This window comes from Vibrio sp. MMH1-50, from assembly GCF_022347645.1.
GTDB lineage: Bacteria > Pseudomonadota > Gammaproteobacteria > Enterobacterales > Vibrionaceae > Vibrio > Vibrio harveyi.
In genome coordinates, this window is record NZ_JAKRGG010000029.1 from 48,865 (window position 1) to 66,631 (window position 17,767).

Here is a 17,767-nt window from a genome sequence, read left to right on the forward strand (position 1 = left end):
TCGTTATTGTAATGCCATGAATCGATCTCTTTGGATCATCAGTTGGTCGATACGAGCGTCATATCGAGCTTGTTGTAAGCTACCTAACTTAGCAATTTTACTTGCTTCACTATAATACTGGATGGCTTTGTTCCAGTTGGCTCGCAATGCCAAAATTTCGGCACGTGCGGCGAGTTCTTCATCACTTTTACCCAGCGCATGACTGCCTTGTGAAAGCAGGTGCCAGCCATTCGTGTCTTCTGGGTTATCGTGTGTGTAGCGCTGCAGAATACGCACCGCTTCTTGGTCCTTTTTCGCCTCAAGTAATGCGTTTGCATAGTTGATGGTCAGGACTTTGTTTTGTGGGTTGCGTTTGAGTGCGCTACTCAACATATCCACTGCTTTTTGTGGTTGCTTTTGAGCAATATAAAGATCGGTCATTGCATCCAGATAAAACGGGTTACCTGGGTCTTGCTGAAGGAGCTTTTTCAATAAAGGTTCCGCTTCACTCAAACGCTTGTTGTCTAGGTGTACCAAGGCTCGACCATAATCAAATGATGGCACAATATCAGGTGAGGCTTTCTTTTGAGTTCGGTCAAACCAACTCATTGCTGCTTGACCATCAATTCCGGCATAACGTGCGACAATGCGAGCTCGGGTTAAATGGTAATCAATAGAAGGCATCACCCGCATTGGTGGATAAGCACGAGCACGAGCACGACTGTCTGTAATACGATCTTCAGGCAACGGGTGAGTGAGCAACATTGGTGGCGGTTTGCTTGCGTATCGATATTCATCCGCTAGGCGACCAAAAAAGCGTGGCATCGCTTGTGCATCAAAGCCCGCTTTTGCCAGTGTCGCGATACCAAAGCGGTCTGCTTCTTTCTCGTTGGAGCGAGTGTAGTTGATTTGGCTTTGCATATTGCCAGCGGTTGCTGCCGTCACCGCTGCCATACCAGCCTCAGGAGAGGCTATCGCAAGCAGAAGAGCGCCAGCAAGTGCTGCCATGGTTGCTGGTGAACGACGAGCTTGTTCTTCCATGCTTCGTGCAAGGTGGCGCTGAGTAACGTGCGCGATTTCGTGAGCAACAACGGAGGCTAACTCACTTTCAGTGCGGGCATGGAGAAAGAGACCTGAGTGCAGGGCAACGTAGCCGCCAAAAAAAGCGAAGGCGTTGATGTTGCGATCTCGGATCATGAAAAAGTGGAATGGGGTTTTTACGTCATTGGCATTCGCGACCAAACGGTGACCCAGTGAGTCGATGTACTCGTTAATAACAGGGTCATTGACGATAGGTTTGCTGGCTCTAAGCATACGCATATAGGCGTCACCATAAATCAACTCTTGATCTATCGTTAGAGTGCCTCCGGCTGCCGTACCAATATCTGGGAGGTCGGGACTATTGGCATAAACTGGCGTTGGTGTACTCAATGCAGCAGCAAGGCATAAACAAACTAGCGAGCGAGTGCGTTTTAACATACGGTTTAAAGATTCTCCAAAATACCGAGTGTGTGCTTGAGGGGCGAAATCCATTCAACATCAGCACAGACTTTATGGTCATCCTTGTGGGATGAATATGCTAGCAATAAGACCGAAGATAAACGAATTGGTTTCGTAAATTGTCAATCTAAAAGTCCTGCGCGTCTATTCTTAAATCATGTGAGAAATGCTAGCACCAGCTCAAAAAGCCGTTACAATACAACCCTATCACAAGTGCAGAGCAATACAATGGAATCCATATTACTTGATTTGCGTAAGGAACGCTGCCCTATGGCACTGTTACTTGCCAAGCGTCACGCTGCTGAGGTGTTTCCGGAAGAAACACAACAAGATTATCAGCTTGTTATTCAAGTGGTGGATAAAAGCTCTAAGCACGATATCGTGAAGTATTTGCGTAACCAAGGCTACACAGTGGATTGCCAAGCTTCTCCTGAACACTTCACTTTGACCGTATTCAATAAGGAATCTTCGTACGATGCTTGAAATGGTAAGTCGTTGGTATAAGCGACGCTTTTCAGACCCACATGCAGTGAGCCTCGTGGCGATACTGCTGTTCGGCTTTATTACAATTTACTTTTTCGGGCATTTGATTGCGCCATTGCTGGTGGCCATTGTTCTTGCATATTTACTTGAATGGCCAGTAACGCAGATGTGCCGTTTGGGTATCCCACGTACGTTTTCTGTCATTACTGTCATACTGATTTTTATTGGCTTAATGTTGATCGCGGTATTTGGTTTAGTGCCAACGATTTGGACTCAGGTGGGGAATTTAATCAACGATATTCCGAACATGTATGCAGGGCTACAAAAGTTCATTGCAACCTTGCCACAACGTTACCCTGAGCTGGCGAACCTAGAAATTGTTGAAACCGTGGTGACTAACGCGAAGAACCAAGCGATTGGCTTAGGTGAGAGCGTCGTAAAAGGCTCACTGGCTTCTCTAGTGAGTTTAGCAACGCTAGCGGTTTACTTGATTCTTGTTCCATTATTGGTGTTCTTCTTACTAAAAGACAAAGATGAGATGCTCAGCATGGCAAGTGGCATCTTACCGAAGAACCGTAAGCTGGCGAACAAAGTATGGCACGAGATGAACGAACAAATCTCGAACTATATTCGTGGTAAGGTGCTGGAAATCTTGATCGTGGGTGGCGTGAGTTACGTGACTTTCGCGATTCTTGACCTGCGCTACTCTGCATTGCTTGCTGTAGCGGTGGGTTTGTCAGTGCTTATCCCGTACATCGGTGCGGCTGCGGTGACGGTTCCGGTCGCGATTGTCGGCTTGTTCCAATGGGGCTTAACGCCTCAGTTTTATTGGTTACTTGTTGCCTACGGCATTATTCAGGCGCTAGACGGTAATGTGTTGGTTCCGGTACTGTTCTCTGAAGCGGTTAACCTTCACCCAGTAGCGATCATTGTTGCTGTGTTGGTATTTGGTGGTTTATGGGGCTTCTGGGGGGTCTTCTTCGCTATCCCATTGGCGACGCTTGTAAAAGCAGTATGGAACGCGCTACCAAGTACGGAAGAAAGCGAACCAATACAAGAATAGAAATTGAATCCAATAAAAAGCCCAGCGATCGCTGGGCTTTTTGATGTTTGATTGAAAGCTAGGTTTACGCGTTTTCTTTCAAGTAGTTCACAACCACTTCATGGTGGTCTTTGGTTTTGAACTTGTTGAACACGTGTTCGATAACACCTTCCTCATTGATCAAGAAGCTGATGCGGTGAAGACCATCGTAGACTTTACCCATAAACTTCTTCTCGCCCCAAACACCAAACTGGTCAGCAATGGCATGGTCTTCGTCAGAAAGTAGCGTGAAGTTTAGCTCGTCGCGCTCAATGAACTTACCTAGACGTTTTACTGGATCGATACTCACCCCCAATACCACAACGTTATGTGCGTCTAGTTCTGCTTTTACATCACGCAGACCTTTTGCTTGAGTCGTACAACCTGGTGTCATCGCTTTTGGGTAGAAGTAAAACAGTACTTTCTTACCTTTGAAGTCACCGAGAGAAACGGTGTTGCCATCTTGGTCGAGCAAAGAGAAGGCTGGCGCTGGCGTGCCTGCTGTCAGCGTATTCATCATTATTTCCTTTACTTATAGATTGTTTTTAATGAAATTCAGAGAACCTTGTACGTTGAGCGTGTTACAAAGTTCATCGAAATCTTCTTGTAATTGCATCAAGTTACAATCTGCACTTACTGAAGCGGTGATTGCAATGTGGAATTGGTCGGCATCCAGCTGGATCTTTGATTTACTGATTGTTTGCGCACTAAGTGATTGTAGGCCAATCTGTTTATCGGCAAAGAATTGCGTAAACTTCTCGGTTAAACCGATGCGGTCTTCTGATTCAATAAACACTTCCATGGTGTAACTGTTATCGAGCAACTCATGGGCTGATGTGCGTTTCATGATGGTGATGAGGTCGTGTTCTTGCCCAAGAAGTGGCAATTGCGTTTCGACACGAGTGACATTACTGGCGTTACCAGTAAGCAGCATGATAAGGGTAAATTCGTTACCAAAGATAGCGATACGGCTATCGACAATGTTACAGCCAGCTTGTGTGACGAGCTTAACCACTTGGTTACATATGCCCGGACGATCCGTTCCAACCGCTGTAAGTACCAGATGTTGCTTCATAAATGAGCTTCTTGTCCTTTCTTCAATAGAGAGATGTTAGCACAGATATGGAGTAGAAATGTCGAGTCAGTTCTTTTTTTAAACTTGTTAAAACGCTTTGTTGATTTAGTGAACAGTTTGCTGATTGCGTGCACTATTAATTCACTCAACGCTGACTTGAGCTTCTCGGCGAGAGAGTATATTCCGCGCCTAATTGAAAGCGGTGAGAAATCCTTGCTGCAACGAACACGATTATTAGAATGGCTAGGATTGAGAACAAAATTCACATTTTAGTTGCTAGACCTCTAACAACTGATAATTATTCATTCATTTGTACTTTGTAAGCGAGTTTACGCTCTTGTGTTTTTCAATCGCATTACAGTACCATGCAGAAAGAGTTAAATGAGGGAGATAAACATGTTTTCAGGAAGTATCGTAGCGCTGATTACACCATTAAAAGCAGATGGTGAAGTAGACTTTGATAGTCTACAAAAGCTTGTTGAGTACCATGTTGAAGCTGGTACAGACGGTATTGTTGCAGTTGGCACCACTGGTGAGTCAGCGACTCTAACCATTGAAGAGCATGTAAAGGTCGTAAATAAAACCGTTGAATTCGCAAACGGTCGTATCCCAGTGATTGCTGGTACGGGAGCAAATGCAACCCACGAAGCAGTTACATTTAGCAAATTATTGGCTGATTCTGGTATTGCTGGCTTCCTGAGTGTAACGCCTTACTACAACAAACCAACTCAAGAAGGTTTGTTCCAACACTACAAAGCAATCGCAGAAGCGAGTGATGTACCTCTAATTTTGTACAATGTACCGGGTCGTACTGCGGTAGATATGTCGCCTGAGACAGTGGCACGCCTGTCAAAGCTTGATAATATCGTGGCGTTGAAGGATGCGACGGGTGATTTAAGCCGAATTGCACTTCACCGTGAACTTTGTGGCGAAGATTTTATCTTACTAAGTGGTGATGATGCGACGGGTCTAGAATTTGTTAAACTAGGCGGTCACGGCGTTATCTCAGTAACGAACAATATCGCGGCTAAAGACATGGCAGACATGTTCCATTTGGCAGGTGAAGGTAAATTTGAAGAAGCAGAAGCGATCAACGATCGTCTGATGACTCTGCATAAAAACTTATTCGTTGAATCAAGCCCGATCCCAGTGAAATGGGCAGCACATAAGCTTGGTTTGATTGAAGAGGGTGAGCTGCGTCTTCCTTTAACCCCACTTTCTGAAAAATCGCAGCCAGTTGTGGAACAAGCGCTAACAGACGCCGGTATTTACTAGGATTGAAGTTCATGCTGAGGGTGGTAAAGCCCTCAGTGTTTTAGGAGTATAAATGAAGCTTTCAAGCCAGTTAGTGTTAAGCTCACTAGCTGTATTCGTATTGACTGCCTGTTCAGGTGGTGCCAATCAGCGTCGTCAAGCAAAGGACGACTTCGAGTATTTGAACACGCCTGCTCTTGAAGAGTGGAGTGTACCGGCAGGTGCTCAACCTCAGTTTTACCCGAACTACCGTATTCCTGAAGGAAACTACGCTGGTGGTATTGGTAAAGATGTTGATATTCGTCCGCCTCAGCAAGTATTGGAATTGATCCCTGGTGCTCGCCTAGATCGCAGTAGCGACGGTGAAGTAACACTATGGCTGCTTCGTAAGGATGAACTGGATAAAGTTTGGAAGACCGTTCAAGAGATGGTTGCAGAGAACAAGATCCCAGTTGAAAGCCAAACGGATAACCGCATCGAAACAGGTTGGGTGACTTGGAACTCTCCTGATGAAGAGATGGAAATCGGCAGCCGCTACGAGATTACTCGCGGTGAGATGAATGGTCGTCATGGTTTCAAGGTAAGCTTGATTGACTGGCGTGAAGGCAACCAAGTCAAAGAAGTGACACGTACTAACCGTGAGCGTTACAACGTGTTCATGACCAACTTGGTAACGGCACGCTACGACCAACACGTACGTGAAGAAGCGCAACGTAAAGCGCAAGAGCTAGTGAAACACATCCCAATTACCATGGGTAAAGACCGCAGTGGTCTGCCAGTTATCATTGCTCGTGCACAATACAATGTCGTGTGGAACCGTCTGCCTGATATCATGCCGAAGATGGGCTTCAAGATTGAAGAGCGCAGTCAGTCGCAAGGTACAGTGACTGCGAAATACGCGTCACCGGATGATGCGTTCTGGAATGACATTGGTGTTAAGCCAATCGATCTAAACTCTGGTACTTACACCTTCTTGCTTGGTGATCTAGGTAACCGTACTTCTATCAACATTACTGATTCGTCTGGTAAGCCAGTAGAAGAAGAGTTCTTGAAATCACTTGCGCCAGTACTGGCTGCGGTTGTGAAAGACTAACTTCGCTACAAATAAGTAGATTTGAATAGTAAAAAAGGGACCGCAACGGTCCCTTTTTGATTGCTTACTTGATGTCAAATGTTGAAGAATGCATCAAGTGCGAGAGATTAGCGATTTTCGTCTTTCTTCTCGCTTTCCTCTCCATAGCGTTCTTTGTCTAGTTCGTTCAGCTTATCTAAATCGTTTTTTCGACTTTTATCCATCTGACCAAACTTCATCTTTGCGGTGTACTTAAGCGCAGCAATGTTACCAACCACGATACTGAGCACTATGATGATAATGACCCAGGGGTTGGTGAGAATTTCGATCATAGAGCCTCCGGCGGCGTGATGTTGTGAATAAATTGGGTGATAACCTTATCCAAATTATTCAATATGACATCCATCCCTGCAATGCTGTCGATCTGATTTTGCTGAATTAACTGAGTTTTCAGCAACTCTGGTGTTAACAATGACAGGCATTGTTGCCCTACAGATTTGTGGCTGATGTGCCAAGGTTCGATGGCGACACCGCCTAAGTCTTGTTGATAAGGGAAAAAGAACCCAAAGCTATCGAGGTTATCGACTAACCATTGATAGAAAGCACGCTGATGACCTTCGAGATACTCCCATGGTTCCAATTGTAATTGTGTATCGGCGGGTAATAAGTTACGCGCATAAACATCAAAATCACACCCCCAATGATGGCGACTGCCTCCGGGTAAGGCGGACCAACGAAGAATCGCAGTGAGCTTTTCTTCGTCATTGAGTAGAGTTTTGTCGAGCGGTTGCGAATCGGAATCGAGGATCTTCAGTTCACCTGCAAACTTACCGTTCCAGATTGCTTTCTGACGGTTAAAGTCACGGAACCCACTGGCGATCTCCATCTTAAAGCCTGATTGTGTGGCGGCTTCAATCATGTTTAGTAAGTCGTCAGCCACTTCAGGGTGAAGCAAAAAGGCTTTTTGACCCACTAATGTGGATTGCAGGTGGGAATCGGTCATTCCGGTAAGTTGCTCTGGCGTCATGGCACTCTCGTTAATTGTTGCATGTTTCGTTATGACACTATTGTGCGAGTAAGTGTTTCAACGTGTTTTGGTACATGTCCGTTAATTTCTCAAGGTCATCGACTTTTACACATTCGTTCACTTTGTGGATAGTCGCGTTCACCGGACCAAGCTCAACCACCTGACCGCCCATGCGTGCGATAAATCGACCATCAGACGTTCCGCCAGTGGTGAGCAACGCAGGCTTCGTGCTGTTGACTTCATCGACGGCAGCAACGACTGCGTCAAGCAATGCTCCAGTATCGGTGAGGAACGGGTCACCATTGAATGTCCATTTCAGATCGTAGTTTAAATCGTGTTTGTCGAGTGTTTGGGTCACGCGGTCAACAATGATTTCGTTGCTGAGTTCTGTGCTAAAGCGCAGGTTGAACTGCACGTTAAATTCGCCAGGAATCACATTCGATGCACCAGTACCAGCAGAGACATTCGGGATTTGGAAGCTTGTCGGTGGGAAGTAATCGTTGCCTTGGTCCCATTCTGTCGTAGCAAGTTCATGAATGGCTAATAGTGATTGATGAACCGGATTATTAGCAAGGTGAGGGTACGCCACGTGACCTTGTGTTCCTTTTACCGTTAAATCACCCGTGATTGAGCCACGACGACCATTCTTAACTACATCTCCCACAACTTCAGTGCTTGAAGGCTCACCAACGATGCACATGTCGATGTTCTCGCCACGAGCCATGAGCGTTTCAACGACGCGAACGGTGCCATTAATGAAAGGACCTTCCTCGTCTGAAGTGATCAAAAAGCCAATCGAACCTTTATGGTCTGGGTTTTCTGCAATAAAGCGTTCAACCGCGACCACCATACAAGCTAGAGAGCCTTTCATGTCTGCTGCGCCACGCCCGTGAAGGTAACCATCGATAATGGTTGGTTCAAAAGGAAGTGTGTCCCATTGCTCCAATTTGCCTGCTGGCACGACATCTGTGTGTCCGGCGAAAGCAAACAGTGGTGCTTCTGTACCTCGGCGAGCCCAGAAGTTTGTTGTGTCTTCAAACACCATCACTTCGATTTCAAAACCAAGCGCTTTTAATCGCTCGATCATTACTTCCTGACAGCCTGCATCTTCAGGCGTTACGGACTGGCGGCTGATCAGGTCTTTAGCGAGTGCCAGTACTGGACTGTCTGTCATCCTTGATTGTTCCTTTAATTAAGAGTTAAAAATGGTCGCGTATTGGTCTGCTTTGAAACCAATATGAAGTTGGTCTTCAACTTTCAAGATTGGGCGCTTAATCATCGCTGGGTTTTCTACTAGCAGCGCGATTGCGTTTTCTTCGTTAAGAGAATCTTTTTGTTCTTGAGTCAGCTGTCGGAAAGTCGTGCCACGTTTATTCAGTACTTGTTCCCAACCCAGCGCGTTACAAAATTCAGTCACCATTGCCGCATCGATACCTTGTTTGCGGTAGTCGTGAAAATCAAAAGCAACGTTTTCCGCTTCTAGCCATTTCTTGGCTTTTTTAATCGTGTCGCAGTTTGGGATGCCGAACATGGTGATCGTCATATTATTTCCTTTTCTCTTTGTGCTTTACTTATCGGTTTGCGCTATGGAACGCCCGATTTTGCATTGTTTTTGGCTGTTCAAGCATCCTATCAAGAAGCAACCACTGTGACAAAATCATGCGGCGAATATTTCACAGGTCAGTGCTCTATTAGACCGTGCTCAGTCGTTCATTCCTCCACCAAACAGCGATAAGAATGATAAAAAACTTGGCTAAATAGCACGGAAAAGTCGAGTTATTGATCAAACGCAACATCTTGCTGAGCAAAAAAGAAATAATGAATCAGCACAATTTTAGGAGGTGTCAATGGAATTGAGTCCTGTTTTTGCAAGGCGGCTATATTTGGCCTTGTTGGTGGAAAACCTAGAAAGGCCAAATGTACCAAAATTGATCGAAAGAACGGGGTGGCCTCGTCGTACTATTCAAGATGTACTCAAGGCATTACCGGGGATCGGCATCGAACTCATCTTCGTTCAAGATGGTCGACGTCATAACGACGGCTATTACCAACTTTCGGATTGGGGACCTTTTGACAGTCAATGGGTTCTTGAGCGAGAGGGAGATATCGCTAGCAGTCTTGGATTTCGTGCATAAGCCAGCAATTGCTGGCTTTTTTTACGTCTGGGAAACGCTTATTGGCAGCGGTAGGCAGTACCAAGCACACTGAAGGAAGTAGCAAAGTCTTGTGGGGCGATCATGTAAACCGTATCGGCATTGAGCAATACTGCATTGTTTTTTAGGTCGACCATGGCTCCATGCATCATGGCGTCATTGGTGTAGAACAAGTAACTGTACCAGTGACCTTCGCTGCCAGTGACTTCACCTAAATACTCGCATTGATCCGGATTGAACTGGCTATCAAAGCGAATCTGAACGTCATCACTTGATGCCGTTGGTAGCGTTGATGGTGACGAACAACCCATCAAAGCCAATGCGATGCCTCCTATCATCACATAACGCTGCATATTATTTCCCCATCATGATGTAAGCCGCGAAACCAATCCAGCTCAGAACCAATAGTGCCCAAGGTAATACAGCTGGTTTGCTCGTTGGTGCTTCAATATTTGCTGATTCTTGTTCAACGACGTCATCACGTTGACGCTGTTTTTCTCTCTGTTGTTTCTTCTTCGCTTTGTCTGCTTGTCGATTGCGTTCTTTCTGCTGTTTTTTATACTGCGCGATGCCTTTCTCAATGCCCTGAGCAATCAGTTTGGTTTGCTCTTTCGTTTGACCGGGTTTTTGAGTGGACTTTGCAATCTTCATCGCTTCAGTTTGCGTTTCTTGGGAAGGAACGGGTGCTGCTGTGTTTTTCTTTTTCATGTTTCTTATCGACGTCGCTGTAAATCTAAACCTAGTTTACCTGCGTACGATGATGAAATGAACTTTAGTTCTCAGCTTTGCTAGGTTGCAACTCTGAAACGATCGGTTAAAGTGGCGTTTTTATGAAACTAAGAAGACGAGATTGTGCGTTACTCATTTGATCAATATGACGCTCATGGATTTTTAAAAGCGCCGATTATGTTATGGCTAGGATGGATGTTCCTAGCGCGCTCTTGGGTGGTGTTTGCCATGGCAGGAGTGAGTAGAGACAGCGGTAGCAAGATACTATCGATTGTGTACCCCGATTCTAATACGTTATACCTCGGACTATCGATGGGTATCCCAAGTCTATTATTGATGTGGTTAATGGGCTTGCGGCATCCAGAGCGAGGGTGGGTGAATCAAATTACCCAGCATGGTCGTGCCATGACTTTGATCTTGTGCGGTATTCAACTGGCTCAGACCATGTATCATGTCTACCTCGAACATGGTGTATTCAATTGGGCGAATGCGCTCACAATTACCTTGTTAACTTGGTTTATGATCTATCTTCTAAATGGAAGATGGGTAAAAGACTGCTTTAACGTGCCACAAGTTGAGCACAAAGAAGAACAGCCATCAAAAAATTAAAAACAATAATTCCCGCATGGGGCAATGTATAGAGGATATCTCAATGTCACAAGCTCAAACGGCGATTGTGCCTGAAGCAGGACCATTTGCACTTTACACTCAGTTAAAAGTGAACCAAAACCGTGAAAACGTACTGGCAAAACTAAAAGCGCTACCTGAGCTAGTAAATGAGCTCAATGCGAACCAACCAGGTGCTGATTTAACGATTTCTATCGCATTCACGAAATCTTTTTGGCAGCACCTAAACATGCAAATGCCAGAAGAGTTGATCGACTTCCCTGAGTTGGGGGAAGGTGACGTATTTGCGCCAGCAACAGACGTGGATGTCTTGATTCACTGTCACTCAACTCGTCACGATTTGCACTTCTATGTACTGCGTAAATTCTTAGTTGAAACTGCAGAAGATGTGACGGTAGTGGATGAAACTTACGGTTACCGTTACCTAGATGCTCGTGACATGACGGATTTCGTTGATGGCACAGAAAACCCGAAAGGTGATGCGCGTGCTGACGTTGCATTGATCAAAGACGGCGCTTTCGCTGGTGGTAGCTACGTGATGGTTCAACGCTTTGAGCACAACTTGCCTGCATGGAACCGTTTGAACGTATCTGCACAAGAGAAAGTCATTGGTCGTACTAAGCCAGATTCTATTGAGCTAGAAGACGTGCCAGCGGCTTCTCACGTAGGTCGTGTAGACATCAAAGAAGAAGGCAAAGGTCTTAAGATCGTTCGTCACAGCTTGCCGTACGGCACAGTAACTGGCGCACATGGTCTTCTGTTCATCTCTTATTGCAACACTATCCACAACATCAAAGTGATGCTAGAGAGCATGTACGGTGTTACCGATGGTAAGACTGACCAACTGCTTCGTTTCACCAAAGCAGTAACAGGTGCATATTTCTTCGCTCCTTCACAAGAAATGCTAGCGGAATTGGCGATTAAGTAATTCTTCGCCAACCCTCCAATGATTAAAAAGGCAGAGTGATCTGCCTTTTTTTGTTTCCCCCTCATTCTTGCCTGATAAGACTAACGGACCGTCAGTGGTCTTTTGCCATCAATAGCGCCTTTCTCTAGTTCGTAAAGTGGGCTAGTACTGTGACTGCTCCAGCGATGATCTTCGCGTGACTTCTTGCGATATTGCGTTGGCGTTACACCAATATAATTCTGAAAAGTCTCATAAAATCGGCTGCTAGAATTAAAACCTACCGTTAAAGCAATATCTAAAATTGTCCGGTCAGTATCACTCAACAGTGCTCTGGCGTGGTTAATCCGCATTGCCGTGATATATTGCTTGATGGTCATCTGCATGGTTCGTTGGAACACGTTCATCGCGTAGTTAGTGTGCAGCCCAATGTGCTCTGCTATGTCTTTTATCGTGACCGGCTGGTTATGATGGGTGGCAATGTATTCCAGCATTTGACTGACGTAAAACTGCGAGTGTTTGGAGACGCCTTTCTTGGTCGATTTTTCTTGTCGATTGATACTCAGTTGTTGCCAGCCATCTAAACACATTCTTTTTAACATCAAGCCAATTTCATCAATCGTTAATTGCTGGCGACTTTCCGAAGAGTGGTTTATTTCTTCTGCCCAGCGTGCTAACTCAAACTCACTGACTAATGAACTGGCGTTTGATTGCAGCACACAACCATGGGTGATCTGATTGACGAAGTCTCGATTTAGCGTCCAAGACATAAAGTGGTGAATCGGAATATTGATGATCCCCATATTATGACTTTTGCCCGGATTGGTGAGCCGATGAGGAACTGATGCCCAAAACAATCCTATCGAGCCTGCTTTCAGTACGACTGGGCTGCCATTAATGATGTACTCGACATCATCACCAAAAGGAATGTTGACCTCTACTTGTCCGTGCCAGTGATAACCTGGCATAGAGTGGGGCGGTCTAAGCTCGATATCGATTTTTTCATAGGATGAGTACAGCGAAAGTGGGCTTACAGAAACCGTTTCGGAAGAATACTTATCTTGAATCACCACTTTCAATGTATCTAACTCTGCCTTGGACTCTGCCTTCGCCATCGCCCACCTCTTAGGAAACTGTATAAGTTATTTGTACTAAATCTGTTGAAACAAAACTCAGAACAGCTTCAAAAACACCGATTACTCTGTTTTATAAGATTTTGGTTATGTGACTTAAATCGCCGTAATAACTAGTCTCAGCGTATCTTCCCACCTTCTTTATCCGTGATTTACACAAAAATATCCCATTTCCTAAGATTTTTTATTGGTTGATTTTAAATATTAGGAAACGGGAGAGTGATTGGTTTATCTGAGACGAATTCGGCCTTGCGACAGGTGTAACTTAAATGCATCGAAACAAAAGTATGAAAGCAAAAAGGATTCAACTATGAAAAGCCCTAAAATCACATTCATCGGTGCGGGTTCTACGATTTTTGTGAAGAACATTCTTGGCGATGTGTTCCATAAGCCGGCCTTCAAAGGGGCGCAAATTGCCTTGATGGATATTGATGAAATCCGCTTGGAGGAATCACACCTAGTAGTAAGCAAGTTGATGGAATCATCCGGTGCGACGGGTACGATCACTTGTCACTTAAACCAAAAAGAAGCATTGCAAGGCGCAGACTTTGTCGTTATCGCATTCCAAATCGGTGGGTATGAGCCATGCACTGTAACGGACTTTGAGATTTGTAAGCGTCACGGTTTGGAGCAAACCATCGCCGACACCTTAGGCCCAGGCGGCATCATGCGCTCACTGCGCACGATTCCTCATCTTTGGAGCGTGTGTGAAGACATGACTGAAGTGTGTCCAAATGCCACTATGCTCAACTACGTTAACCCAATGGCGATGAACACATGGGCGATGTATGAGAAATACCCTCACATCAAACAAGTGGGCTTGTGCCATTCCGTGCAAGGGACGGCGGAGGAGCTGGCTCGCGACCTTGATATCGAATATTCAGACCTTCGTTACACCTGTGCAGGCATCAACCACATGGCGTACTACCTGACACTCGAAAAGAAAAACGAGCAGGGGGAATATGTCGACATTTATCCTGATTTGCTTGAGGCATTTGAATCAGGCAAAGCGCCGAAGCCGGGTTTGCATCACAACGGTCGCTGCACCAACCTAGTCCGCTACGAGATGTTTAAGAAGTTGGGCTACTTTGTGACGGAATCATCAGAACATTTTTCTGAATACACCCCATATTTCATCAAACCAAATCGCCCAGATCTGATTGAACGTTATAAAGTGCCACTTGATGAATATCCTAAACGTTGTGTAGAACAAATTGCTGATTGGAAAAAAGACCTCGAAGACTTCAAAAACGCGGATCAAATCACCGTCAAAGAGTCGCATGAATACGCGAGCACCATCATGAACTCGATTTGGACAGGCACGCCAAGTGTTATCTATGGCAACGTGAAGAATGAAGCGTTAATTGACAACTTGCCACAAGGTTGTTGTGTGGAAGTGGCTTGTCTGGTGGACGCAAACGGCATTCAACCTATCAAAGCTGGTCGATTACCAAATCACTTAGCGGCATTAATGCAGACCAACATCAATGTTCAGACTCTTCTGACGGAAGCCATCCTCACTGAGAACCGAGATCGTATCTATCATGCTGCCATGCTTGATCCTCATACCGCGGCAGTGCTTGGACTCGAAGAGATTTATGCCCTTGTTGATGACTTGATTGAAGCACACGAAGGTTGGTTGCCAGCGTGGGTGCATCAGTAAATCCTGAATCACAAAACCAATATCAATAAAAACGACAATAACGTGAATATACTGCGCCCTCTCGATGAGGGGGCGTAAGGAGTAACAAATGAGTATCTCTATGAATACCAAGCTAAGCTACGGCTTTGGCGCATTTGGTAAAGACTTCGCTATCACCATCGTTTACATGTACTTGATGTTCTACTACACCGATGTTGTTGGTATTTCGGCTGCCGTGGTGGGAACCATCTTCTTAATTGCGCGTATTTGGGATGCAGTGAATGACCCAATTATGGGTTGGATCGTGAACAATACCCGCACACGTTGGGGGAAATTTAAACCTTGGATTTTAATTGGCACCATCACCAACTCAGTGGTGTTGCTAATGCTGTTTAGTGCGCATCACATCGAAGGACCATGGCTTATTGCTTATGCAGCAGTGACTTACATTTTATGGGGCATGACCTACACCTTAATGGATATTCCTTTCTGGTCACTGGTTCCAACACTCACTCTGGACAAACGTGAGCGTGAAGAGCTTGTGCCATACCCTCGATTCTTCGCTAGCCTTGCATGGATTGTTACCGCCGCAATCGCAATGCCGTTCGTGAATTATGTCGGTGGCGACGACAAAGGATTTGGCTTCCAAGTGTTTGCCATTTTGCTTGTCGGTTGTTTCCTTGTCTCAACGTATATCACGCTACGTAACGTCAAAGAGCGCTATTCAACCAGCAACCTTGACGTGACGAAACCTGAAGAAAAAGTCTCACTGAAGAAGCTCCTCTCGCTTATCTACAAAAATGACCAGTTAACGAGCGTGCTTTGTATGGCACTGTCATACAACCTCGCTACCAACATCATCACAGCATTTGCGGTTTACTACTTCACGTATGTGGTCGGAAATGAGGAACTTTTCCCTTACTACATGGCTTACGCTGGTATCGCGAACCTTATTACACTGGTGTTGTTCCCTAAATTGGCGCAAATGTTTTCACGTCGAGTGTTATGGGCATGTGCGTCTAGCTTCCCAATCTTAGGCAGTGCAGTCCTTATCTACGTAGGCATGTACGACAAACAAAGCATTCTGCTGATTTCTACAGCGGGCGTGTTATTGCAAATCGGTACGGCGCTATTTTGGGTGCTGAACGTCATTATGGTGGCGGATACAGTGGACTATGGTGAGTACAAGCTAGGTTCACGCTGCGAGAGTATTGCTTACTCAGTACAAACGCTGGTGGTTAAAGCAGGTTCAGCTTTTGCGGCTTTCTTCATTGGTATCGCACTGACCGCAGTGGATTATGTACCGAACATGGAACAGAGCCCTGAAACCGTCTTTGGCATGCAATGCATCATGGTTGGGCTGCCAGCGTTCTTCTTCGCTATCGCTTTGGTTGTGTACTTCCGCTTCTACAAACTCAACGGTGCTTACCACCAAAAAATTCAGGACCATCTGACCGAGAAATACGACCATATTACGACGCAAGAGACGTCAAAAGACCTTACGCGTAAATCTGCCAAGCCGGCAGAAGCACTCTAATCCTACATAGTCAGCGTAAGCTTATTGTTTACGCTGACCTATCAGCACAACGCTCCGCCTTTTTATTTCTCCATCTCTTTTCTCAAAAAACACTAAACTTTTCTGCAATTTGGTCGATAAGTATCCAAGGCCTTAATTTCAGGACCAATATTTGTGGCGATCACCGTTAATACCAATGTGGCAGCACTTGTCGCACAGCGTCATTTGACCAGTGCAACTGACATGCTGAACCAATCCATGGAGCGTTTGTCTTCAGGGAAGCGTATTAACAGTGCAAAGGATGACGCTGCGGGCCTGCAAATCTCCAACCGCTTGCAATCGCAAATGCGTGGTTTGGATGTTGCCGTGCGTAACGCGAACGACGGCATTTCCATCATGCAAACAGCGGAAGGCGCGATGAATGAAGTGACCAATATCATGCAGCGCATGCGTGATTTGTCGCTCCAATCTGCTAACGGTTCAAACAGCAAAGCAGAACGTACAGCACTGCAGGAAGAAGTTTCTTCACTTAACGATGAGCTAAACCGCATTGCAGAAACTACCTCTTTTGGTGGGCGAAAACTGTTGAATGGCAGCTTTGGTAAATCAGCATTTCAAATTGGTGCAGCGTCAGGTGAGGCGGTCCAAGTAGAATTAAAGTCGATGCGCAGTGATGGCATTGAGATGGGCGGTTTTAGTTATATTGCAAACGGACGCGCAAGTTCTGATTGGCAAGTAAAAGATGGTGCAAATGAACTTAGCATGTCATTTAATAATCGTTTTGGTGAAACGGAAACCATCCAAATTAATGCTAAAGCTGGTGATGATATCGAGGAGCTTGCGACTTATATCAATGGTCAGACGGACAAAGTTACGGCGTCAGTGAATGAAAAGGGTCAGTTGCAGTTGTTTATGGCTGGTGAAGAAACCTCGGGAACTTTATCGTTCTCAGGTGATTTAGCTAGTGAGCTGGGTTTACAGCTGAAAGGGTACGATGCGGTTGATAACATTGACATTACGTCTGTCGGTGGCGCTCAACAAGCTGTGGCTGTCCTTGATACTGCGATGAAGTACGTTGATAGCCATCGTGCAGAGCTAGGCGCGTATCAAAATCGCTTTAATCATGCGATCAATAATCTGGATAACATCCACGAAAACCTAGCAGCATCGAACAGCCGCATTCAAGATACTGACTACGCCAAAGAAACCACGCAAATGGTGAAGCAACAAATTCTGCAGCAGGTAAGCACCTCTATTCTTGCACAAGCAAAACAAGCCCCAAACCTTGCTTTAACCTTACTTGGCTAAGGCATTCTACTTCGTAATTTCAAGACAAAATCAGCCTGTATCGACAGCGAGAAAAGAAGCTTTAGCGATAATTTGAAGTTTTTTTGCTTTTTTATCTGCTTCGTCACGATTACCCCTCCAAATGAAATTTTTTAAAAAATATCTAAATTTTTTCCTAAAGAAATCAGGGTATGCGCCGTTAATAAAAGTAACTTTGAGAGAACTACTTGGTTTTCCGAGACGTCGGAAACCGCTACATCGGAAAATCAATTGGAGAAATCACCATGGCAGTGAATGTAAACACT

General features: G+C 45.3%; 20 protein-coding genes. 10 read left to right on the forward strand and 10 right to left on the reverse strand.

Annotated elements, in window-relative coordinates:
* Positions 1 to 3: 3 nt before the first annotated feature.
* Entirely contained in the window at positions 4 to 1,458 is a 1,455-nt protein-coding gene (locus MHO32_RS18650; RefSeq protein WP_005445335.1) for a beta-barrel assembly-enhancing protease, read from the reverse strand.
* A 249-nt stretch (positions 1,459 to 1,707) separates the two neighbouring features.
* On the opposite strand from MHO32_RS18650, the gene MHO32_RS18655 reads away from it, so the two are divergent.
* Together MHO32_RS18655 and MHO32_RS18660 are read left to right on the forward strand one after the other, a co-directional pair.
* On the forward strand, positions 1,708 to 1,962 hold the full coding sequence (locus tag MHO32_RS18655; RefSeq protein WP_239213367.1) for a sulfurtransferase TusA family protein: 255 nt from the start codon (positions 1,708 to 1,710) through the stop codon (positions 1,960 to 1,962).
* Positions 1,955 to 3,025 carry an AI-2E family transporter gene (locus tag MHO32_RS18660; protein WP_005445339.1) on the forward strand — a complete coding sequence of 357 codons (1,071 nt, stop codon included), beginning with the start codon at positions 1,955 to 1,957 and terminating at the stop codon, positions 3,023 to 3,025. The genes MHO32_RS18655 and MHO32_RS18660 overlap by 8 nt, the downstream gene beginning before the upstream one ends.
* A 64-nt stretch (positions 3,026 to 3,089) precedes the next feature.
* On the opposite strand, the gene bcp is transcribed toward MHO32_RS18660, so the two are convergent.
* Positions 3,090 to 3,560, reverse strand: a complete 471-nt coding sequence (bcp, locus tag MHO32_RS18665; RefSeq protein ID WP_005445341.1) for a thioredoxin-dependent thiol peroxidase — start codon at positions 3,558 to 3,560, stop codon at positions 3,090 to 3,092.
* A gap of 15 nt (positions 3,561 to 3,575) precedes the next feature.
* Complete coding sequence (locus tag MHO32_RS18670; protein ID WP_005445342.1) at positions 3,576 to 4,118, reverse strand: glycine cleavage system protein R; 543 nt, start codon at positions 4,116 to 4,118, stop codon at positions 3,576 to 3,578.
* A 396-nt stretch (positions 4,119 to 4,514) separates the two neighbouring features.
* On the opposite strand from MHO32_RS18670, the gene dapA reads away from it, so the two are divergent.
* On the forward strand, positions 4,515 to 5,393 hold the full coding sequence (gene dapA / locus MHO32_RS18675; RefSeq protein WP_005445343.1) for a 4-hydroxy-tetrahydrodipicolinate synthase: 879 nt from the start codon (positions 4,515 to 4,517) through the stop codon (positions 5,391 to 5,393).
* 52 nt (positions 5,394 to 5,445) lie between these two features.
* Positions 5,446 to 6,465 (forward strand): outer membrane protein assembly factor BamC, encoded by a 1,020-nt coding sequence (bamC, locus tag MHO32_RS18680; RefSeq protein WP_005445344.1) that lies wholly within the window; start codon positions 5,446 to 5,448, stop codon positions 6,463 to 6,465.
* 107 nt (positions 6,466 to 6,572) lie between these two features.
* Here the strand turns inward: bamC and MHO32_RS18685 are convergent, their stop codons facing one another.
* The 4 genes from MHO32_RS18685 to MHO32_RS18700 are packed head-to-tail and all read right to left on the reverse strand — an operon-like array spanning position 6,573 to position 9,014.
* Positions 6,573 to 6,776, reverse strand: a complete 204-nt coding sequence (locus tag MHO32_RS18685; RefSeq protein ID WP_005445345.1) for a DUF2897 family protein — start codon at positions 6,774 to 6,776, stop codon at positions 6,573 to 6,575.
* On the reverse strand, positions 6,773 to 7,471 hold the full coding sequence (locus MHO32_RS18690; protein ID WP_005445346.1) for a M15 family metallopeptidase: 699 nt from the start codon (positions 7,469 to 7,471) through the stop codon (positions 6,773 to 6,775). Before MHO32_RS18690 ends, MHO32_RS18685 begins: the two co-directional genes overlap by 4 nt.
* Before the next feature lie 37 nt (positions 7,472 to 7,508).
* On the reverse strand, positions 7,509 to 8,645 hold the full coding sequence (gene dapE / locus MHO32_RS18695; RefSeq protein WP_038899087.1) for a succinyl-diaminopimelate desuccinylase: 1,137 nt from the start codon (positions 8,643 to 8,645) through the stop codon (positions 7,509 to 7,511).
* Positions 8,646 to 8,663: 18 nt separating this feature from the next.
* On the reverse strand, positions 8,664 to 9,014 hold the full coding sequence (locus tag MHO32_RS18700) for an ArsC family reductase (RefSeq protein WP_005436871.1): 351 nt from the start codon (positions 9,012 to 9,014) through the stop codon (positions 8,664 to 8,666).
* A 304-nt stretch (positions 9,015 to 9,318) separates the two neighbouring features.
* Between MHO32_RS18700 and MHO32_RS18705 the strand changes: the two genes are divergently transcribed.
* Positions 9,319 to 9,606: a winged helix-turn-helix domain-containing protein gene (locus tag MHO32_RS18705; RefSeq protein WP_005445349.1), complete on the forward strand. Its 288-nt coding sequence runs from the start codon at positions 9,319 to 9,321 to the stop codon at positions 9,604 to 9,606.
* 38 nt (positions 9,607 to 9,644) lie between these two features.
* On the opposite strand, the gene MHO32_RS18710 is transcribed toward MHO32_RS18705, so the two are convergent.
* Positions 9,645 to 9,977 carry a DUF4156 domain-containing protein gene (locus MHO32_RS18710; protein WP_005445350.1) on the reverse strand — a complete coding sequence of 111 codons (333 nt, stop codon included), beginning with the start codon at positions 9,975 to 9,977 and terminating at the stop codon, positions 9,645 to 9,647.
* A gap of 1 nt (position 9,978) precedes the next feature.
* On the reverse strand, positions 9,979 to 10,332 hold the full coding sequence (locus MHO32_RS18715) for a DUF2956 domain-containing protein (protein ID WP_009703444.1): 354 nt from the start codon (positions 10,330 to 10,332) through the stop codon (positions 9,979 to 9,981).
* 144 nt (positions 10,333 to 10,476) lie between these two features.
* On the opposite strand from MHO32_RS18715, the gene MHO32_RS18720 reads away from it, so the two are divergent.
* Both MHO32_RS18720 and MHO32_RS18725 read left to right on the forward strand, forming a co-directional pair.
* On the forward strand, positions 10,477 to 10,962 hold the full coding sequence (locus MHO32_RS18720; protein WP_005445352.1) for a DUF2919 domain-containing protein: 486 nt from the start codon (positions 10,477 to 10,479) through the stop codon (positions 10,960 to 10,962).
* Positions 10,963 to 11,005: 43 nt separating this feature from the next.
* Positions 11,006 to 11,908 carry a Dyp-type peroxidase gene (locus tag MHO32_RS18725; protein WP_005445353.1) on the forward strand — a complete coding sequence of 301 codons (903 nt, stop codon included), beginning with the start codon at positions 11,006 to 11,008 and terminating at the stop codon, positions 11,906 to 11,908.
* A gap of 80 nt (positions 11,909 to 11,988) precedes the next feature.
* On the opposite strand, the gene melR is transcribed toward MHO32_RS18725, so the two are convergent.
* Positions 11,989 to 12,999, reverse strand: a complete 1,011-nt coding sequence (gene melR, locus MHO32_RS18730; RefSeq protein WP_038899086.1) for a transcriptional regulator MelR — start codon at positions 12,997 to 12,999, stop codon at positions 11,989 to 11,991.
* Between the two features lie 328 nt (positions 13,000 to 13,327).
* Between melR and MHO32_RS18735 the strand changes: the two genes are divergently transcribed.
* The 3 genes from MHO32_RS18735 to MHO32_RS18745 all read left to right on the forward strand — a co-directional run bounded on the left by MHO32_RS18735 (position 13,328) and on the right by MHO32_RS18745 (position 17,483).
* Positions 13,328 to 14,680 (forward strand): alpha-glucosidase/alpha-galactosidase, encoded by a 1,353-nt coding sequence (locus tag MHO32_RS18735; RefSeq protein WP_009698611.1) that lies wholly within the window; start codon positions 13,328 to 13,330, stop codon positions 14,678 to 14,680.
* An 88-nt stretch (positions 14,681 to 14,768) separates the two neighbouring features.
* Positions 14,769 to 16,196, forward strand: coding sequence for a melibiose:sodium transporter MelB (gene melB, locus MHO32_RS18740; RefSeq protein ID WP_050935929.1), 1,428 nt, complete (start codon positions 14,769 to 14,771; stop codon positions 16,194 to 16,196).
* A 153-nt stretch (positions 16,197 to 16,349) separates the two neighbouring features.
* The gene (locus tag MHO32_RS18745) at positions 16,350 to 17,483 is read left to right on the forward strand and encodes a flagellin (RefSeq protein WP_239213369.1); all 1,134 of its coding nucleotides are present in this window, start codon (positions 16,350 to 16,352) and stop codon (positions 17,481 to 17,483) included.
* Positions 17,484 to 17,767: the final 284 nt, after the last annotated feature.